Genomic DNA, 15,493 nt, shown 5'->3' with positions numbered 1-15,493 from the left:
GAGTTGGTTTCCAAAATCCGGAAAGTGGGCGCAAATCCGCGCAAACGTTACCGGAAGCCCCGCAAAATTGGCACGAATTAACCGCCCCGGACTTTCAATGTTCCAGAGAAATTGAGAGATTACGTTACGTTCCGTGAGTGGTGGCTTTGGCCATGGAGCAACGGGCGCGCATCCCCTCTGATTTTGGGGCGCTGCGTCTCCGCCGGTTTATGCCGGAGTCGGGCCGGACCGGGGCAATTACCGCCTCGACCGCCCGGCACCCCCGCCTCGGCACCCTGCCTCATCCCCAATGTTCACGGGGGGCCGGGAAAGGAAAACGGAGCCGCCCCGAGGGGCGGCTCCGGATTTTTCAGCAGACAGACGCGGGCCCGGCCAGGATGACCCGGCCCGCGCGCGGGCTCAGCCCTGCGCGACCTTCGCCACTTCTGCGGCAAAATCTTCTTCTTTCTTCTCGATGCCTTCGCCGACCTGCAGACGCACGAAACCGGTGATCTCGGCGCCCGCTTCCTTGGCCGCCTGTTCGACGGTGATGTCGGGGTTGACCACGAACTGCTGGCCCAGCAGCGTGATCTCGGCCAGATACTTCTTCATGCGGCCTTCGATCATCTTCTCGATCACGGCGTCCGGCTTGCCGGATTCGCGCGCGATGTCGATCTGGACCTGACGCTCTTTCTCGATCACCGCCGGATCCAGCGCGTCGGAGTTCAGGGCAGCGGGGTTGGCCGCAGCGATGTGCATGGCAACCTGACGGCCAAAGGCTTCGTCACCGCCGGTCATCGCGACCAGCACGCCGATCTGGCCCATGTTGGGGGCTGCGGCATTGTGCACATAGGTCACGACCTGACCGCCTTCGATCTTCACCATCCGGCGCAGGGTCATGTTCTCGCCGATGGTGGCGATCTTGTCGGTGATGATGTCCGACACCTTCTTGCCGTCCACTTCGGCATCGGCCAGCGCGGCCGTGTCCGACGCGCCAAGCGCTGCCGCGGCGATCTTGCCCACCATGTCCTGGAAATCGGCGTTCTTGGCGACGAAATCGGTCTCGGCGTTCACCTCGACCGCGACACCCGTGCCGCCCTGAACCTGCACGGCGACAAGACCTTCGGCCGCGGTGCGCCCGGATTTCTTCGCCGCCTTGGCCAGACCCTTGGTGCGCAGCCAGTCGACCGCCGCTTCCATGTCGCCATCGGTCTCGGTCAGCGCCTTCTTGGCATCCATCATGCCTGCGCCGGTCATCTCGCGCAGTTCTTTCACCTGTGCAGCAGTGATCGCCATCTCGGCTCTCCTCATCTCAAATTCGTTGGGGGCGGCCCCGCCCCGGGCCACCCGCTCCTGTCATGCTTTCGTGACACTGGCGCGACGGCCCCGCAGGACCGCCGCCTCAGGCTCAGTTCTGCTGCGCGCCGGCCAGCAGTTCCTCGGCGGGCGCATCTTCCAGCGCGCCAAGGTCGACACCGGCGGCTTCCATCTGGCCGGTCATGCCGTCCAGCGCCGCGCGCGACACCAGATCGCAGTAAAGCGCGATGGCCCGGGCCGCGTCGTCGTTGCCGGGGATAATGTAATCCACGCCATCCGGCGAGCAGTTGGTGTCCACGATCGCGACGACGGGGATGCCCAGCTTGTTGGCTTCCGCCACAGCCAGCGCTTCCTTCTTCACGTCGATGACGAACAGCATGTCGGGAAGGCCGCCCATGTCGCGGATGCCGCCCAGCGACGCCTGCAGTTTGGTCTGGTCACGCTCCATGCCCAGCCGTTCTTTCTTGGTCAGGCCTTCGGCACCGGATTCCATGCGCTCGTCGATGGATTTCAGACGGTTGATGGACTGCGACACGGTCTGCCAGTTGGTCAGCGTGCCACCCAGCCAGCGGTGGTTCATGTAATACTGTGCGCAACGCTCTGCGGCATCGGCGATGGGCTGCTGCGCCTGACGCTTGGTGCCGACGAACAGCACGCGGCCATTACGTGCGACAGTGTCGCGGATGGCCTTCAGCGCCGCGTCCAGCATGGGAACGGTCTGCGTCAGATCCATGATGTGGATGCCGTTGCGCGCGCCATAGATGAACTCGCCCATGCGGGGGTTCCAGCGCTGCGTCTGGTGGCCGAAATGCACGCCAGCTTCAAGCAGCTGACGCATGTTGAACTCGGGAAGAGCCATGTCCGTTTTCCTTTCCGGTTTCGGTATCCTCGGCGGGGGCTCATCCCATATAGGGGACAACCGGTGGACCGGATGGGGATGTCTCCCCCAAGGGCCCGACCCCGCCTGCGGGGTTCAGTGCGCGCGCCTATACCTGCCTTCTGCCCCGGGCACAAGCCCCGCCGCCCGCCGCCCCTTCATCTTGCCCCTGAACTCCGGGGGTGAATGCGGCGCAGCCGCAGAGGGGGCAGCGCCCCCTCCGTGCTCCCGGTCTCACGCGCGCAGCGGCAGGATGACACAGAAGCTGCTGCCGCGTCCCGGCTCGCTTTCGATGCGCAGCCGCCCGCGATGCCGGTTGACGATGTGCTTGACGATGGCAAGCCCCAGCCCGGTGCCGCCCATCTCGCGCGAGCGGTGGTTGTCGACGCGGTAGAACCGCTCGGTCAGCCGGGGAATGTGCATCGGATCAAAGCCGGGACCGGTATCGGTCACCGCGATCTCCACCCCCTCGACCCGCAGCCGCGGCTGATAGCCCGGCCCGCTCAGCCGCACCGTCACCGAGGCGCCGCGCCCGGAATATTTCACCGCGTTCTCAACAAGGTTCATCACCACCTGCCGCAGCTGGTCGGGATCGGCGGGCACCTCCAGCCGGGTTTCGGGAAATTCCGGGCGCAGCGTCACCCCCGCCTCGGCGGCCAGCGGCGCCAGCCCGTTCAGCACCGACCGCAGCAGCCCGGGCAGATCCACCGGCTCGGTCGGGCGCACCCGCTCCTCGGCCTCGACCCGGCTCAGCGACAGCAGATCGCCCACCAGCCGCTCCATCCGGGTGGCCTCGGTCTGCATGATGGTCAGAAACCGGTCCCGTGCCCCGGCATCCTCGCGCGCCGGGCCCTGCAGCGTCTCGATGAACCCCAAGAGTGCCGTCAGCGGCGTGCGCAGCTCATGGCTGACATTGGCGACAAAATCGCGGCGCATCTGTCCGGCCTGCTCCAGATGGGTCACATCCTGAAAGCACAGCAGCACGCCCGCCCCCGATTCAAGCTTCACCGCCCGGCAGGACACGTCAAAGCTGGCATTCTGGCGGTCTTCGGTGGCGTGGTAGCGGGTGCGGCGCGGCGCGCTGTCCCGGAACGTGCCCTCGATCGCGTCCAGCAGCGCGGGCTGGCGCAGCGCGGTGATGAAATGCCGCCCCGCCAGACCGTCGCCCAGCAGGGTTGCCGCCTCGATATTGGTGGCGGCGATGCGCTCGTCCCACTGGATCAGCACGGCAGGCAGCGGGATCGCCGCCACCAGATCCCCGGCCTCGGCGCGCATCAGCCGCGCGCCTGCCGCGCGGCATCAAGCCCGTCGGCGAAGCAGGCCAGCAGCGCGTCGGGATCCTCCAGCCCCAGCGACACCCGGAAGAACCCTTCCGAGATGCCAAGCGCCGCACGGCCCTCGGCGGTCAGCGCACGATGCGAGGACGAGGCCGGATGCGACAGCGTGGTGCCCACATCCCCCAGCGTCGGCGCAAAGGCGATGCCCTTCGCGGCCTCGGTAAAGGCATTGGCCGCCGCGCGCCCGCCCTCCAGCTCGAAACTGAGCATGGTGCCGGGATTGCCGCGCAGCACCGACTGGGCCCGCGCCGCATCGGGATGGTCGGCGCGGCCGGGATACAGCACGCGCGCGACCCCTGCCCGCCCGGACAGAAACTCCGACAGCCGCTGCGCGGTCTGCTGCGCGCGGTCGAACCGCAGCGGAAAGGTCATCAGCCCGCGTTCGGCCAGCCAGCAGTCAAAGGGGCTCGCCGTCATGCCGGTGGTGACGGCAAAGACCCGCAGCCGCTGCGCCACCTCCGGATCGCGCGCCGCGACCCAGCCCAGCGTCACATCGGCATGGCCTGCCAGCAGCTTGGTCACCGAATGGATCACGATATCGGCGCCGCGCGTCACCGGGGCGATGGCGGCGGGCGTGGTGAAGGTGTTGTCCACCGCCAGCAGGATTCCCCGCGCCTTGCAGAGCGCGGCGATGCCGTCCAGATCGGCGATGCGCAGCGTGGGGTTCGACACCAGCTCGATCAGCACCAGCTTGGTTTCGGGGCGCAGCGCCGCCTCCATCGCGGCGGCGTCGGTGGGATCGGCCAGCGAGGTGGCGATGCCCATGCGCGGCAGATCCTCCTTCATCATCCGCAGCGACCGGCCATAAAGCTGGTCCGCCCCCAGAACGTGATCGCCCGCGCGCAGCAGCCCCATCAGCACCACCGCCACCGCCGCCATGCCGGATCCGGTGACGATGCCGCCCTCCATCTCTTCCAGCGCGTCGATGCGGCGGGCGAGGATATCGGCATTGGGATGGCCTTCGCGCGCATAGGTGTAGCCGGGGCTGCGCCCTTCATACTGCGCATCCAGCGCGTCCGGGCTGTCGGAGGCATAGACCACGGCGGGCATGATCGGGGTCACCACCGCCGAGGAAGACGAGGCAGGCATAGCGACCGGGCGGATAAGCGTCTTGCGGATGTCCATGGAAATCTCCTGTGCTGGCGCAAGGATTTGCACAGCCCCGGGAGCGAGACAAGCCGCCCTGCATGACGTCACGACAGCGGCGATCTGGCGCACTTGCGGGCGAATGCCGCCTTGCAACCAGCGGATGTTTGTCTATTATGTAACAACTGGTAACGCGAGGATCAGGTGTTTCGGTCCCGCGCGGCGTGTTCCAGTCTTTCCTTCGGTAACCAGTCCTCTGCAACGACCTCTGTGCCACGCTCTTTGCGGAGCGTATTGCACAACTGGAAGTAGCGTTTTGCAGAAATGTAGGTTGCCAGAGGTGAGTGTTTCATTCTTAATCCCAAGGTATAGGTGGGGGCGCCTATCACCCACAGGAGCGTCATAACGATGCAAAACGACCCTCTCGATGTGCGTTGCTCCGCTTGCGGACATGTAGCACAGTTCTTCGAGCCGTTCCGTTTTACCTGTGTCATTCGTCATCAGGAAATTCCGGAAAACGCCCATTCCTGGGGACGAGTTGTTGTCGAAGAACTGTTCCCCGACCATTTTAGCTGGACGCAGCCCGACTCGCCCAAACCGAACTTCCTGCAGTCAGACGAGCCCGGCGTGGGCTATCGGCTGAACCATGAAGGCATGGTCTGGTGCAAGGGCTGCAAACGTTTTGAACCCGCAACCATCAACTGGCCCGAAGATGCGTATTGGCAATGGACCGTCCGCGGCCATCACCTTGTCGCGCGCAACCGGGCCCATGCCGAGCTGATCCTTGATTTCCTGCAGGAAAAGCAACGCGCGCCGAACCGAAAGCCTGCCCTGCGCGGCATCCCCACTCCGCTGCTGACCCGGCGCCTTCAGCCCGAGATCAGCGCGAAACTGGAAAGTGCCCTGGCGGCGGTCTGACCGCCAGAGACCGGGGCCGCCTTGGCCTAGACTTCGCTAAGCCCGGCGCGAAAGCGCCGGGCATTTTGCTGGTAGCCCCGCGCGGAGGCGCGCAGCCCCTCGATGGCGGCCTCGTCCAGCATCCGCACCACCTTGCCCGGCATGCCCATCACCAGACTGCCATCGGGGATGTCCTTGCCTTCGGGGATCAGCGCGCCCGCACCGATCAGGCAGTTGCGACCGATCCGCGCGCCGTTGAGAATGGTGGCGCCCATGCCCACCAGCGAGTTTTCCCCGATGGTGCAGCCATGCAGCATCGCCTTGTGGCCGATGGTGCAGCCCGGCCCGATCACCAGCGGGAATCCCATATCGGTGTGACAGACCACGTTTTCCTGCAGGTTCGAGCCCTGACCGACGCGGATTTCCTCGTTGTCGCCGCGCAGCACGCAGCCGAACCAGACCGAACTGTCGGCCTCCATCACGATGCGCCCGATCAGCTGCGCCCCCGGCGCGACCCATGCGCTGGCGTCGATCTGCGGCGCGATGCCGTCCAGGGCGTATAGGGTCATTCTCCGCTCTCCTCGAATTCGGCCTGCAGGGCGCGCACATGGGTCAGAAGCCCGGGCTGCTGGTTGCGCCGCAGCCGCGAGGCGGTGACGATGCTTTTCAGCCGCGCTTCGGTCTCGTCCAGATCGTTGTTGACCAGAACGAAATCGTAAGACCCCCAATGGCTGATCTCGTCCCAGCTTTTCTGCATCCGTCCGGCGATGACCTCGGGGCCGTCCTGCCCGCGCGACACCAGCCGCCGCTTCAGTTCGGCAATCGAGGGCGGCAGCAGAAAGATCGACAGCGTGTGCAGGCCCAGTTCGGAATTGGTGATCTGCTGCGCGCCCTGCCAGTCGATGTCAAACAGCACATCCTGCCCGCCAAGGATCGCCTCGCGCACCGGGCCCTTGGGCGAGCCGTAGAAATTGCCGAAGACATGCGCATGTTCCAGCATCTCGCCCGCGCTGACCGCGCGTTTGAAATCGGGCTGCGACATGAAATGGTAATCCTGCCCGTCCACCTCGCCGGGGCGCGGCGCACGGGTGGTGGCCGAGACCGAAAATATGATCGACGGATCCCATGCCCGCAGCCGCCGGGCCAAGGTCGATTTGCCCGCGCCCGAAGGCGAGGACAGGATGATGAGCAGGCCGCGCCTGTCGGTCATGTCTCACTCCACATTCTGCACCTGTTCGCGCATCTGGTCGATGACCGTCTTGAGGGTCAGACCGATCTGCGTCAATGCCGCGAAGGCAGATTTTGCGCAGAGCGTGTTCGCTTCGCGGTTGAATTCCTGCATCAGGAAATCGAGCTTGCGGCCCACCGCGCCCTCTGCCGCCAGAAGCTCGCGCGCCGCCCCCACATGCGCCTCCAGCCGGTCCAGTTCCTCGGTCACGTCGGATTTGACGGCGATCAGCGCAAGCTCCTGCGCGACGCGTGTGGGATCCATGCCGGGCGCGGCATCGCCGACCCGCGCCAGCGCCAGCGCCAGCTTTTTGGCCTGATCGTCGCGCCGGGCCTCCACCGCCTCGGCAGCCGACCGGGTCAGCCGCGAGATCTCGTCAAGCTGCGCCGCCAGCACCGTGGCAAGCGCCGCGCCCTCGCCCTCGCGCATCGCCGCGAACTGGTCCATCGCGCTTTGGAAATTCGCCATCAGCGCCTCGCGCAGGGCGGCCACGTCAGAAACCGTGGTGCCGGTGGCCAGCACGCCGCGCAATGCGATGATCTCTGCCGCGCTGGAAGAGCGCAGCACCAGACCCTGCGCCGCCGCCTGTGCCTCGATCCGGCGCAGCGCGGGCAGGATCCGCCCCAGCACCGCCTCGTCCAGATCGCAGGCGCCCTCGTCGCCGCCCGACTGAAGCTTCAGCGTGACCTGCACATTGCCCCGCGCCACCCGTGCGCCGATGGCGGCACGCACTGCGGGCTCCAGCCCCTCGATCCATTCGGGAAGCCGCAGGCGCAGGTCCAGCCCCTTGCCATTGACCCCGCGCACCTCCCAAAGCCAGCGCATCCCGGCGAACTCGCCACTCTGCGCCGCAAATCCGGTCATGGAATGCCGCATTCTGCTCCTCATGTGCTAAGACCGCGCTTCTCTGCATGGATGCGCCTCTTATCAAAGGCCTACAGTCAGCACGCCAGCGTGTCCAGCCGGGCGGGTTCCACAGGCGTTAACCTTTTGGCCATAAATGGGGCAGATTTCGGCCACAATTTGACTAATATGGAGGACAGAACGAAGACAGGCGGGCAAGGTGGAACGGGGGCTCCGACCGGCAGCGCAAGCGATGCGAAGGAGTGCGCGGGATGTGCGGAAGCGGTGACAACAAACAGGGTGTGGTGTCGATGACCGATCGCGAAAAGGAACGGCGCGCGGCGCCCCTGCGGCTGGTGGAAAGCTACTGGCGGGCGCTGGCGGGTGACGGTCAGGTGCCGCTGCGCAGCCAGATCGACCCGCGCGGGATCGAAAGCGCGCTGCCTTACGCCTTTCTGGCGGAACGGATCGCGCCCTCTCTGGCCAAGCTGCGGGTGGCGGGCACACATCTCAACGATCTGATGGGGATGGAAACCGCCGGAATGCCGCTTTCGGCGCTGATCGCCCCCGACGACCGCGACCGCATGGGAGAGGCGGTGGCCCGGGTGTTTGCCGAAGGCGCGCTGGCGCGGATCGATCTGCGCGGCGAGGAAGGCTTCGGCAAGGGCAGGATCGAGGCGCAGATGCTGCTGCTGCCGCTGCGCTCCGACATGGGGGACATGACGCGGATGATCGGCGTGCTGGTGTCGCAGGGGCGGATCGGGCGCACCCCGCGCCGGTTCGGCATCCTCCATGCCGAGGTCACGCCGGGGCTGTCCGCCACGATGACACCGGCCCCCGCGCCGCAGCGCCAGGGCTTTGCCGAACCGCCCGCCGCCTTCAGCCCGGCACCGATCCGACCTGTGGCAGCACCTGCCAAGCGCGCGCCCTATCTGCGCCTGATCGTGTCCAACGACTGAACCCGCAAAAAGGGCCTGCGCGGCATCCGGGATGCGCCGCGCAGGCCCTTGTCTGTCACCTGCCCCGCCCGCAATTCGGGCGGTTTGGTTCGGGCGGTTACTCCGCCGCCAGCGCCAGCACCGGGCGCTGTTCCTGCAGCACCGCGTCATATTCGCTGTGCAGATGCGCATAAGCCAGCGTGGCGCGCAGCATGCCCACCTTGGATCCGCAGTCGAACCGCGTGCCGCTGAAGCGGAAGCCACAGAGCCCGACGCGCTCCGCGCCTTTGGCGATGGCGTCGGTCAGCTGGATTTCACCGCCACGACCCGGCGGCAGCCCGCGCAGATCGTCAAAGATCGACCCGTCCAGCACATAGCGCCCGACCACCGCCTGCAGCGACGGGGCCTCGTCGGGATCGGGCTTTTCCACCATGCCAGAGGCGGGCAGCAGGCGGCCTTCGGCCTCGCCCTCGGGAACCAGCACGCCATAGGCATGCACCTCGTCGCGCTTCACCGCCATGGTGGCGACCATGTGACCGGGCGCCGCCGTCTCATAGGCGTCGAGCATCTCGGACAGGCAGCCTTTTTCGCCCATGATCAGATCATCGGGCAGGATCACCGCCACCGGCCCCGGCAGCACGTGATCCACGGCGCACAGGACGGCATGACCCAGCCCCAGCGGTTCGGGCTGCATCACGAAAAACACCTGATCCTGGTCCGGATCCAGCGCTGCGGCATCCAGACTGTCGGCGATGTCGTCCTTGCCCTTGGCGCGCAGGGTCGCGCAAAGCTCGGGATCGGCATGCACATAGCGTTCGATGGCGGTTTTCGACGGGTGGGACACGAAGATGATCCGTTCCACCCCGGCCTCGCGCGCCTCGTCGATGGCGAACTGCAGCAGCGGACGGTCAAGCACGGGCAGCAGCTCCTTGGGGGTTGCCTTTGTGGCCGGAAGGAAGCGCGTTCCCAATCCCGCGACCGGAAAGATCGCGGTCCTGACCTTGGCCTTGCGGGTCTTCTGTTCGGGCGTGCTCACGGTGGGTCTCCTTCTGACTGACCTGATCTCTGCTGCATCGCGGCAATTGGGTAATAGGTTATGGCCTTTTCGCCATTCGTCAAACGATCACTCAAAAACAGGTCCCCATGCGTGCAGTTGACGAGGGAACAACCGACGAAACTGCGCGTTGTTCCATCAATTGCCCACAGGTTATGCGCTTTCCAGATGCGCGCCCGCTTCTCATTCCGCAGCGCAGCATAAAAAGGTTTAGTTATGTCAATGACTTACACAAACGCCGTCTTTGCGCCCGCAGAAAAGGCCCAAGGAACTGGTGGAAATCCGCTCATTTTGTCCTATCCTATAACTCACCTGAAACAGCCACGGAGAAGCCCTTGCGGCCGTTCCGCCCTTGCTTGGCGGCGGTCCTGAGACAGTCATGGACGGACAGACCCACCGCACCCCGCCCGCGCATCCCGGCAGCCAGACTGGCCCCCGGCGCGTCCTTCCCTATTCCCGCCTCACCGTCATCGGCATGGGCAGCTGGGGGACGGCGCTTGCCGCCACCGCCGCCCGCGCCGGATGCGAGACCCGGATCTGGGGCCGCCGCGCCGATCTGGTGCAGCGCCTGACGGACACGGGCGAAAACCCCGACCATCTGCCCGGCATCCCGCTGCCCGATGGCCTGCGCGCCTTTTCCGATCTGGCGCAGGCGCTGGACGGCACCGAGGCGGTGCTGCTGGTCACGCCGTCGCATACGCTGCGCGAGATTGCCCGCGCCCTGCGTCCGCATCTGCCCGCAGGCGTGCCGATCGCGCTCTGCTGCAAGGGCATCGAACGCGGCACCGGCTATCTGCTCAGCCATGTGATCGAGGAAGAACTGCCCGGCCATCCGGTCGGCGCGCTGTCCGGTCCGACCTTTGCGCGGGAAACCGCGCTTGGCCATCCCACCGCCGCCACCGTGGCCTTTCCCTTCCGTCACAACGACCGGATTTCGCCGGAACAGGCGCCCGCCACGCGGCTCGCCATGACCATGCAGACCGATGCCTTCCGCCCCTATGTCTCTGACGATCTGGTGGGCGTCGAAGTGGGGGGCGCGGTCAAGAACGTCATCGCCATCGCCTGCGGCATGATGACCGGCGCCGGTTTTGCGGAAAACACCCGCGCGGCGCTGATCACGCGCGGCATGGACGAGATGAAGTTTCTCGCCGAAGCCCTTGGCGGCAGACGGGAAACCGTCACCGGGCTTGCCGGGGCGGGTGACCTGACGCTGACCTGCTCCTCCACCACCTCGCGCAACATGGCGCTTGGCACGCAGCTGGGGCGCGGCCTGCCGCGCGCCGAATGTTTCGACGGCAAGCCGGTTGTGGTCGAAGGCGAGGTCAACGCCGTCTCGGTCGTGGATCTGGCCCGCCGTCTGGGCGTGCGCATGCCGATCTGCGAGGCGGTGCATGCCGTCCTGCACGAGGCAGCCCCCCTGACCCAAACCTTTCAGCAGCTCTGGGCCGCGCCCATCGAGGGCGAGCCCCGCGCGCTTGACCTGTTCCTGCATCCCGCCGAAGGAGATCCCGCATGAGCCTTGACGCGCTCCCCGCCCGTGACATCGCCACCACCCGCATGGTGCTGGCCACCGATCTGGACGGCACCTTTCTGGGCGGCAGCGAGGAGGACCGGCAGCGGCTCTATCGCTGGATCGAGTCGAACCGCGACAGCGTCGGGCTGATCTTCGTCACCGGACGCGATCCGCGTTTCATCCGCGAGCTTTGCGCAGGCGGCGTGCCATGGCCGGAATATGTGGTGGGCGATGTCGGCACCACCATCGCCCGGCTGCAGGGCGGCGAGGTCACGCCGCTGGCTCCGCTGGAGGAAGAGATCGCCGCCACATGGGGCGATGCCGGCGAGACGGTGCGCGCAGCCCTTGACGGCCATCCCGGCCTGACGCTGCAGCCGACGCCGTTCCGCTACCGGATCAGCTATGATCTGGATGCCGAAACTTTTGATCCCTCGGCCAGCGACAAGGTCCGGGATCTGGGCCATGACCCGCTGATTTCGGACAACCGCTTTTTCGACGTGCTGCCGCGCGGCATCTCCAAGGGTCCGTCGCTGCGCCGTCTGGTCGCCCATCTGGGGCTGGAAGAAACGCGCGTTCTGGCCGCCGGTGACACGCTCAACGATCTGTCCATGCTGCAATGCGGGCTGCCCGCCGTGGCCGTGGGCGGCGCCGAGCCCGCCCTGCTGGCCGAGGTCAGCGGCCTGCCCCATGTCCATACCGCGCGCGCCATCGGCGCCGCAGGCATTCTGGAGGCCATCGGCGCCTTCGGACTGCACGACATCGAAGGAGTCTGACCCATGTCCAGTGATCTGGTCATCGTCTATCACCGCCAGCCCTATGAAGAGGTGGTGGTCGACGGCAAAACCGAATACCGCGAGAACAAAAGCCCCAACGGCATCGTGCCCACGCTGAAAAGCTTTTTCGGCTCGGTCGAGAAGGCCGCCTGGGTGGCGTGGAAAGAAGCCAAGGACACCTCCAACCCCGGGTTCGACCGGGTGGTGGAGATCGAGGACAGCTTCGGCAAATACACCGTGTCGCGCCTGCCCCTGACCGCCGAACAGGTCAGCAGCTTCTACCACATCACCTCCAAGGAGGCGTTCTGGCCAATCCTGCACGGCTTCAAGGAAAAATATAACTACGACCCGGTGGACTGGCCCACCTTCAAGGAGGTGAACTGGGCCTTCGCAGAGGCCGCCGCCTCGGAAGCCGCCAAAGGCGCCGCCGTCTGGGTGCATGACTACAACCTGTGGCTGGTGCCCGGCTATCTGCGCCAGATGCGCCCCGATCTGCGCATCTCCTTCTACCACCACACGCCCTTCCCCTCGGCGGACATGTTCAACGTGCTGCCCTGGCGCGGCGAGATCATCGATTCGCTGCTGGCCGCCGATGTGGTGGGCTTCCACATCCCGCGCTATGCCGCCAACTTCGTCTCCTGCGTGCGCAGCCTGCGCGATGTGGGCAATGTGCCGCGCAAACCCGTGCCGTCCGATCTGATCTCCGAAGGCTCGGCGCTGTCGGACCGCACCATGCCCACCGAGATCCATCTCGACACCGGGCATGTGGTGCATCTGGGCGTGACACCGGTGGGTGTCGATACCGATTACATCAAGGGGCTCGCCGAAAACGAGGCCACCGACGAACGCGCCACCCGCTTCCGCTCTGAAATCGGCGAGGGCAAGCTGCTGCTTTCGGTCGGGCGCACCGATTACACGAAGGGCGGCGCAGACCAGCTTCTGGCCTTCGAGCGGCTGCTGGAACGCCGCGCCGACCTGCGCGGACAGGTGCGGCTGCTGCATGTCTCGGTGCCTGCCAACCGCGCCATGACCGTCTACGAGCCGATCCAGAAGGAACTGGAGGAAATCGCCGGCCGAATCAATGGCCGCTTCGGCAGCTTCACCTTCCAGCCGGTGGCGCTGATCTCCCGCGCCGTCCCGTTCGAGGAACTGGTGGCGTGGTATCAGGTGGCCGATGTGGCATGGATCACGCCGCTGGCCGATGGCATGAACCTTGTCTGCAAGGAATATGTGGCCGCGCGCAAGGATGGCGACGGCGTGCTGGTGCTGTCGGAATTTGCCGGGGCGGCGGTGGAACTGGGGGCGGCGGTGCTGACCAATCCGTTCTCCAGCCGCGCCATGGATTTCGCCATCGATCTCGCCATGGACATGCCGGAACCGGAACGCCGCGCCCGCATGGCCCTGCTGCGCAGCGCGGTCAGCAAGCGCGACACCCGGCACTGGGCCCGCGACCAGCTGGCGCTGCTCTCGCCAAAGGATTTTGCGCCCGAAGCCGCCTGAGCCACCGGGGTCCGGGCGGCGCGCGCCCTGCGCCGCCCGTCACTCCTGCTGCCGCATCTCGCGGCGGCGCATGGGCATGGCATCCACCAGCGCAAACAGCGCCTCGTTCGGTGTCACCTCCTCCGTGGCAAGCTTGACGCCACCATCCTTGCCGATCAGCACCAGCAGGAATCCCTCGGGCGCAAACCGCGCCCGCAGCGCCCCCTGCCGCTCCGGTGCCGCATCCCCGAACAGCACCATGTCGCGCGCGCGCAGCGCACCCCCGGCCTCCGAAAGCTGCGCCATCTGGGCCACATAGCGCGGATCCGACGCCCCCTGCGCAAAGACCAGCAGCGGGCGCGCCTGCCAGCGCAACGCCGCCAGATCCGGCTCGGGCTCCGCCCGCGCGCCCTGCGCCGCCAGCACCAGCCCCGCCGCCATCACCGTCCGCATCATCCCTCGCATCGCAAACCTCCTGCCAGTTCTCCAGCAGGACCTAGCGCTCAGCCCGCGCCGGACACGCAAAAAGGGCGGCGGCCCCTCGGCCCCCGCCCCTTCCTTCGGCTCCAAATATCCCGGGGGTCCGGGGGCAGCGCCCCCGGCCTCGCCTCAGCCGTTCATCGCCGCCGGACGTTCGGCGCGCAGCGCGGTCAGCTCCTCGGCGACAAGGAAAGCCAGCTCCAGCGACTGCGAGGCATTGAGCCGCGGGTCGCAGGCGGTGTGGTACCGGTCCGACAGGTTGTCATCGGACAGCGCATAAAGCCCGCCGGTGCATTCGGTCACATCCTGACCGGTCATCTCGAAATGCACGCCGCCCGGCACCGTGCCCTCGTCCTTGTGCACGGCAAAGAACTCCCGCACCTCGCGCAGCACCGCATCGAAGGGCCGCGTCTTGTAGCCGGAGGCCGATTTGATCGTGTTGCCATGCATCGGATCGCAGACCCACAGCACATTGGCGCCCATCTCGCGCACGCTGCGGATCAGCCGCGGCAGATGCTCGGCCACCTTGCCCGCGCCAAAGCGCGAGATCAGCGTCAGCCGCCCCGCCTCGTTCTGCGGGTTCAGCTTCTCGATCAGCACCTTCAGATCCTCGGTGGTCATCGAAGGCCCGCATTTCAGCCCGATCGGGTTCAGCACGCCGCGCGCATATTCCACATGGGCGCCATCGGGCTGCCGGGTGCGGTCGCCGATCCAGACCATATGGCCCGAGCCTGCCAGCCACTTGCCGGAGGTGCTGTCGACGCGGGTCAGCGCCTCTTCATATTCCAGCAGCAGCGCCTCGTGCGAGGTGTAGAAATTCACCTGATGCAGCGCCGCGGAGCGGTTGCTGTCGATGCCCGCCGCCTTCATGAAATCCAGCGTGTCGGAAATGCGGTTGGCCAGATCGCGGTAGCGCGCCGCCTTCTCGCCCTCCACAAAGCCCAGCGTCCAGGCATGGACCTGATGCACGTCGGCATAGCCGCCGGTGGAAAAGGCGCGGATCAGGTTCAGCGTGGCGGCGGCCTGCGTATAGGCCTGCAGCATCTTCTGCGGGTTGGGACGCCGCGCCTCGGCGGTGAAGGCCAGCTCGTTGATGATGTCGCCGCGGAAGCTCGGCAGCTCGACGCCGTCCACCACCTCGGTGGGGGCAGAGCGCGGCTTGGCGAACTGGCCCGCCATGCGGCCCACCTTCACCACCGGCACCTTGGCGCCATAGGTCAGCACCATGGCCATCTGCAGCATCACCTTGAAGGTGTCGCGGATCGCATTGGCGGAGAACTGGTCAAAGGCCTCGGCGCAGTCGCCGCCCTGCAGCAGGAACGCCTCGCCGCGCGACGCCTTGCCCAGCTCCTCGCGCAGCCTGCGGGCCTCGCCTGCAAAAACCAGCGGCGGATACTTGGACAGCTGCGCCTCCACGGCTCCCAGATCTGCCTGATCTTCATAATCCGGCATCTGGATCCGCGGCTTCGATCTCCAGCTCGACTTGCTCCACTCGGTCATGGCTCTCTCCCGACGACACTCCGTTAGCGTAAACGTCTTCGCAAAAACGTCTCCCGCCTATACAGAAGGCAACCTGTCAAGACCAGTACGAATTCGCCGATCCGGCGCTGCGAAGGCTTGCGGAAAAGATACAAAACCGACATGCCTTGACGCTGCGTGGCCTTCCCGCCCGGTGGGGGCTGCCGCTCCGCC

Annotated in this window: 15 protein-coding genes; 5 read left to right on the top strand and 10 right to left on the bottom strand. The window is 66.4% G+C overall.

Annotation, left to right across the window (positions count from 1 at the left end; all coding sequences use genetic code 11):
• Nucleotides 1-399: 399 nt before the first annotated feature.
• From tsf to BLR51_RS15530, 4 genes are all read right to left on the bottom strand, one after another.
• Entirely contained in the window at nucleotides 400-1,275 is an 876-nt protein-coding gene (tsf, locus tag BLR51_RS15545; protein ID WP_089848645.1) for a translation elongation factor Ts, read from the bottom strand.
• Between the two features lie 112 nt (nucleotides 1,276-1,387).
• A complete protein-coding gene (gene rpsB / locus BLR51_RS15540; RefSeq protein WP_089848644.1) occupies nucleotides 1,388-2,155 on the bottom strand; it encodes a 30S ribosomal protein S2 in 768 nt (255 codons plus the stop codon).
• Between the two features lie 252 nt (nucleotides 2,156-2,407).
• Nucleotides 2,408-3,448, bottom strand: coding sequence for a sensor histidine kinase (locus BLR51_RS15535; RefSeq protein ID WP_089848643.1), 1,041 nt, complete (start codon nucleotides 3,446-3,448; stop codon nucleotides 2,408-2,410).
• Nucleotides 3,448-4,635, bottom strand: a complete 1,188-nt coding sequence (locus BLR51_RS15530; protein ID WP_089848641.1) for a trans-sulfuration enzyme family protein — start codon at nucleotides 4,633-4,635, stop codon at nucleotides 3,448-3,450. Before BLR51_RS15530 ends, BLR51_RS15535 begins: the two co-directional genes overlap by 1 nt.
• 369 nt (nucleotides 4,636-5,004) lie before the next feature.
• Between BLR51_RS15530 and BLR51_RS15525 the strand changes: the two genes are divergently transcribed.
• The gene (locus BLR51_RS15525; RefSeq protein WP_230797051.1) at nucleotides 5,005-5,514 is read left to right on the top strand and encodes a hypothetical protein; all 510 of its coding nucleotides are present in this window, start codon (nucleotides 5,005-5,007) and stop codon (nucleotides 5,512-5,514) included.
• Between the two features lie 26 nt (nucleotides 5,515-5,540).
• Here the strand turns inward: BLR51_RS15525 and BLR51_RS15520 are convergent, their stop codons facing one another.
• The 3 genes from BLR51_RS15520 to BLR51_RS15510 are packed head-to-tail and all read right to left on the bottom strand — an operon-like array spanning nucleotide 5,541 to nucleotide 7,597.
• Complete coding sequence (locus BLR51_RS15520; RefSeq protein WP_089848639.1) at nucleotides 5,541-6,062, bottom strand: gamma carbonic anhydrase family protein; 522 nt, start codon at nucleotides 6,060-6,062, stop codon at nucleotides 5,541-5,543.
• A complete protein-coding gene (gene gmk / locus BLR51_RS15515; protein WP_089848637.1) occupies nucleotides 6,059-6,703 on the bottom strand; it encodes a guanylate kinase in 645 nt (214 codons plus the stop codon). The genes BLR51_RS15520 and gmk overlap by 4 nt, the downstream gene beginning before the upstream one ends.
• Nucleotides 6,704-6,706: 3 nt before the next feature.
• The gene (locus tag BLR51_RS15510; RefSeq protein WP_089848635.1) at nucleotides 6,707-7,597 is read right to left on the bottom strand and encodes a YicC/YloC family endoribonuclease; all 891 of its coding nucleotides are present in this window, start codon (nucleotides 7,595-7,597) and stop codon (nucleotides 6,707-6,709) included.
• 278 nt (nucleotides 7,598-7,875) lie between these two features.
• Here BLR51_RS15510 and BLR51_RS15505 point away from each other — a divergent pair, with 278 nt between their 5' ends.
• Nucleotides 7,876-8,523 (top strand): PAS domain-containing protein, encoded by a 648-nt coding sequence (locus tag BLR51_RS15505; RefSeq protein WP_242656751.1) that lies wholly within the window; start codon nucleotides 7,876-7,878, stop codon nucleotides 8,521-8,523.
• Nucleotides 8,524-8,620: 97 nt separating this feature from the next.
• Here the strand turns inward: BLR51_RS15505 and BLR51_RS15500 are convergent, their stop codons facing one another.
• Nucleotides 8,621-9,538, bottom strand: coding sequence for a UTP--glucose-1-phosphate uridylyltransferase (locus BLR51_RS15500; protein WP_089848631.1), 918 nt, complete (start codon nucleotides 9,536-9,538; stop codon nucleotides 8,621-8,623).
• 397 nt (nucleotides 9,539-9,935) lie between these two features.
• Between BLR51_RS15500 and BLR51_RS15495 the strand changes: the two genes are divergently transcribed.
• Genes BLR51_RS15495 through ggpS form a run of 3 tightly spaced genes read left to right on the top strand, consistent with a single transcriptional unit; the run spans nucleotide 9,936 to nucleotide 13,342 of the window.
• A complete protein-coding gene (locus tag BLR51_RS15495) occupies nucleotides 9,936-11,072 on the top strand; it encodes an NAD(P)H-dependent glycerol-3-phosphate dehydrogenase (RefSeq protein WP_089848629.1) in 1,137 nt (378 codons plus the stop codon).
• On the top strand, nucleotides 11,069-11,842 hold the full coding sequence (locus BLR51_RS15490; RefSeq protein WP_089848627.1) for an HAD-IIB family hydrolase: 774 nt from the start codon (nucleotides 11,069-11,071) through the stop codon (nucleotides 11,840-11,842). Before BLR51_RS15495 ends, BLR51_RS15490 begins: the two co-directional genes overlap by 4 nt.
• Before the next feature lie 3 nt (nucleotides 11,843-11,845).
• Nucleotides 11,846-13,342, top strand: a complete 1,497-nt coding sequence (ggpS, locus tag BLR51_RS15485) for a glucosylglycerol-phosphate synthase (protein ID WP_089848625.1) — start codon at nucleotides 11,846-11,848, stop codon at nucleotides 13,340-13,342.
• Between the two features lie 39 nt (nucleotides 13,343-13,381).
• Here the strand turns inward: ggpS and BLR51_RS15480 are convergent, their stop codons facing one another.
• Both BLR51_RS15480 and BLR51_RS15475 read right to left on the bottom strand, forming a co-directional pair.
• Entirely contained in the window at nucleotides 13,382-13,786 is a 405-nt protein-coding gene (locus BLR51_RS15480; protein WP_089848623.1) for a DUF4174 domain-containing protein, read from the bottom strand.
• A 144-nt stretch (nucleotides 13,787-13,930) separates the two neighbouring features.
• On the bottom strand, nucleotides 13,931-15,301 hold the full coding sequence (locus tag BLR51_RS15475; protein ID WP_089848621.1) for a class II 3-deoxy-7-phosphoheptulonate synthase: 1,371 nt from the start codon (nucleotides 15,299-15,301) through the stop codon (nucleotides 13,931-13,933).
• Nucleotides 15,302-15,493 lie beyond the last annotated feature (192 nt).

This window comes from Salipiger marinus, from assembly GCF_900100085.1.
GTDB lineage: Bacteria > Pseudomonadota > Alphaproteobacteria > Rhodobacterales > Rhodobacteraceae > Salipiger > Salipiger marinus.
This window is presented reverse-complemented; position numbering and strand designations above follow the sequence as displayed.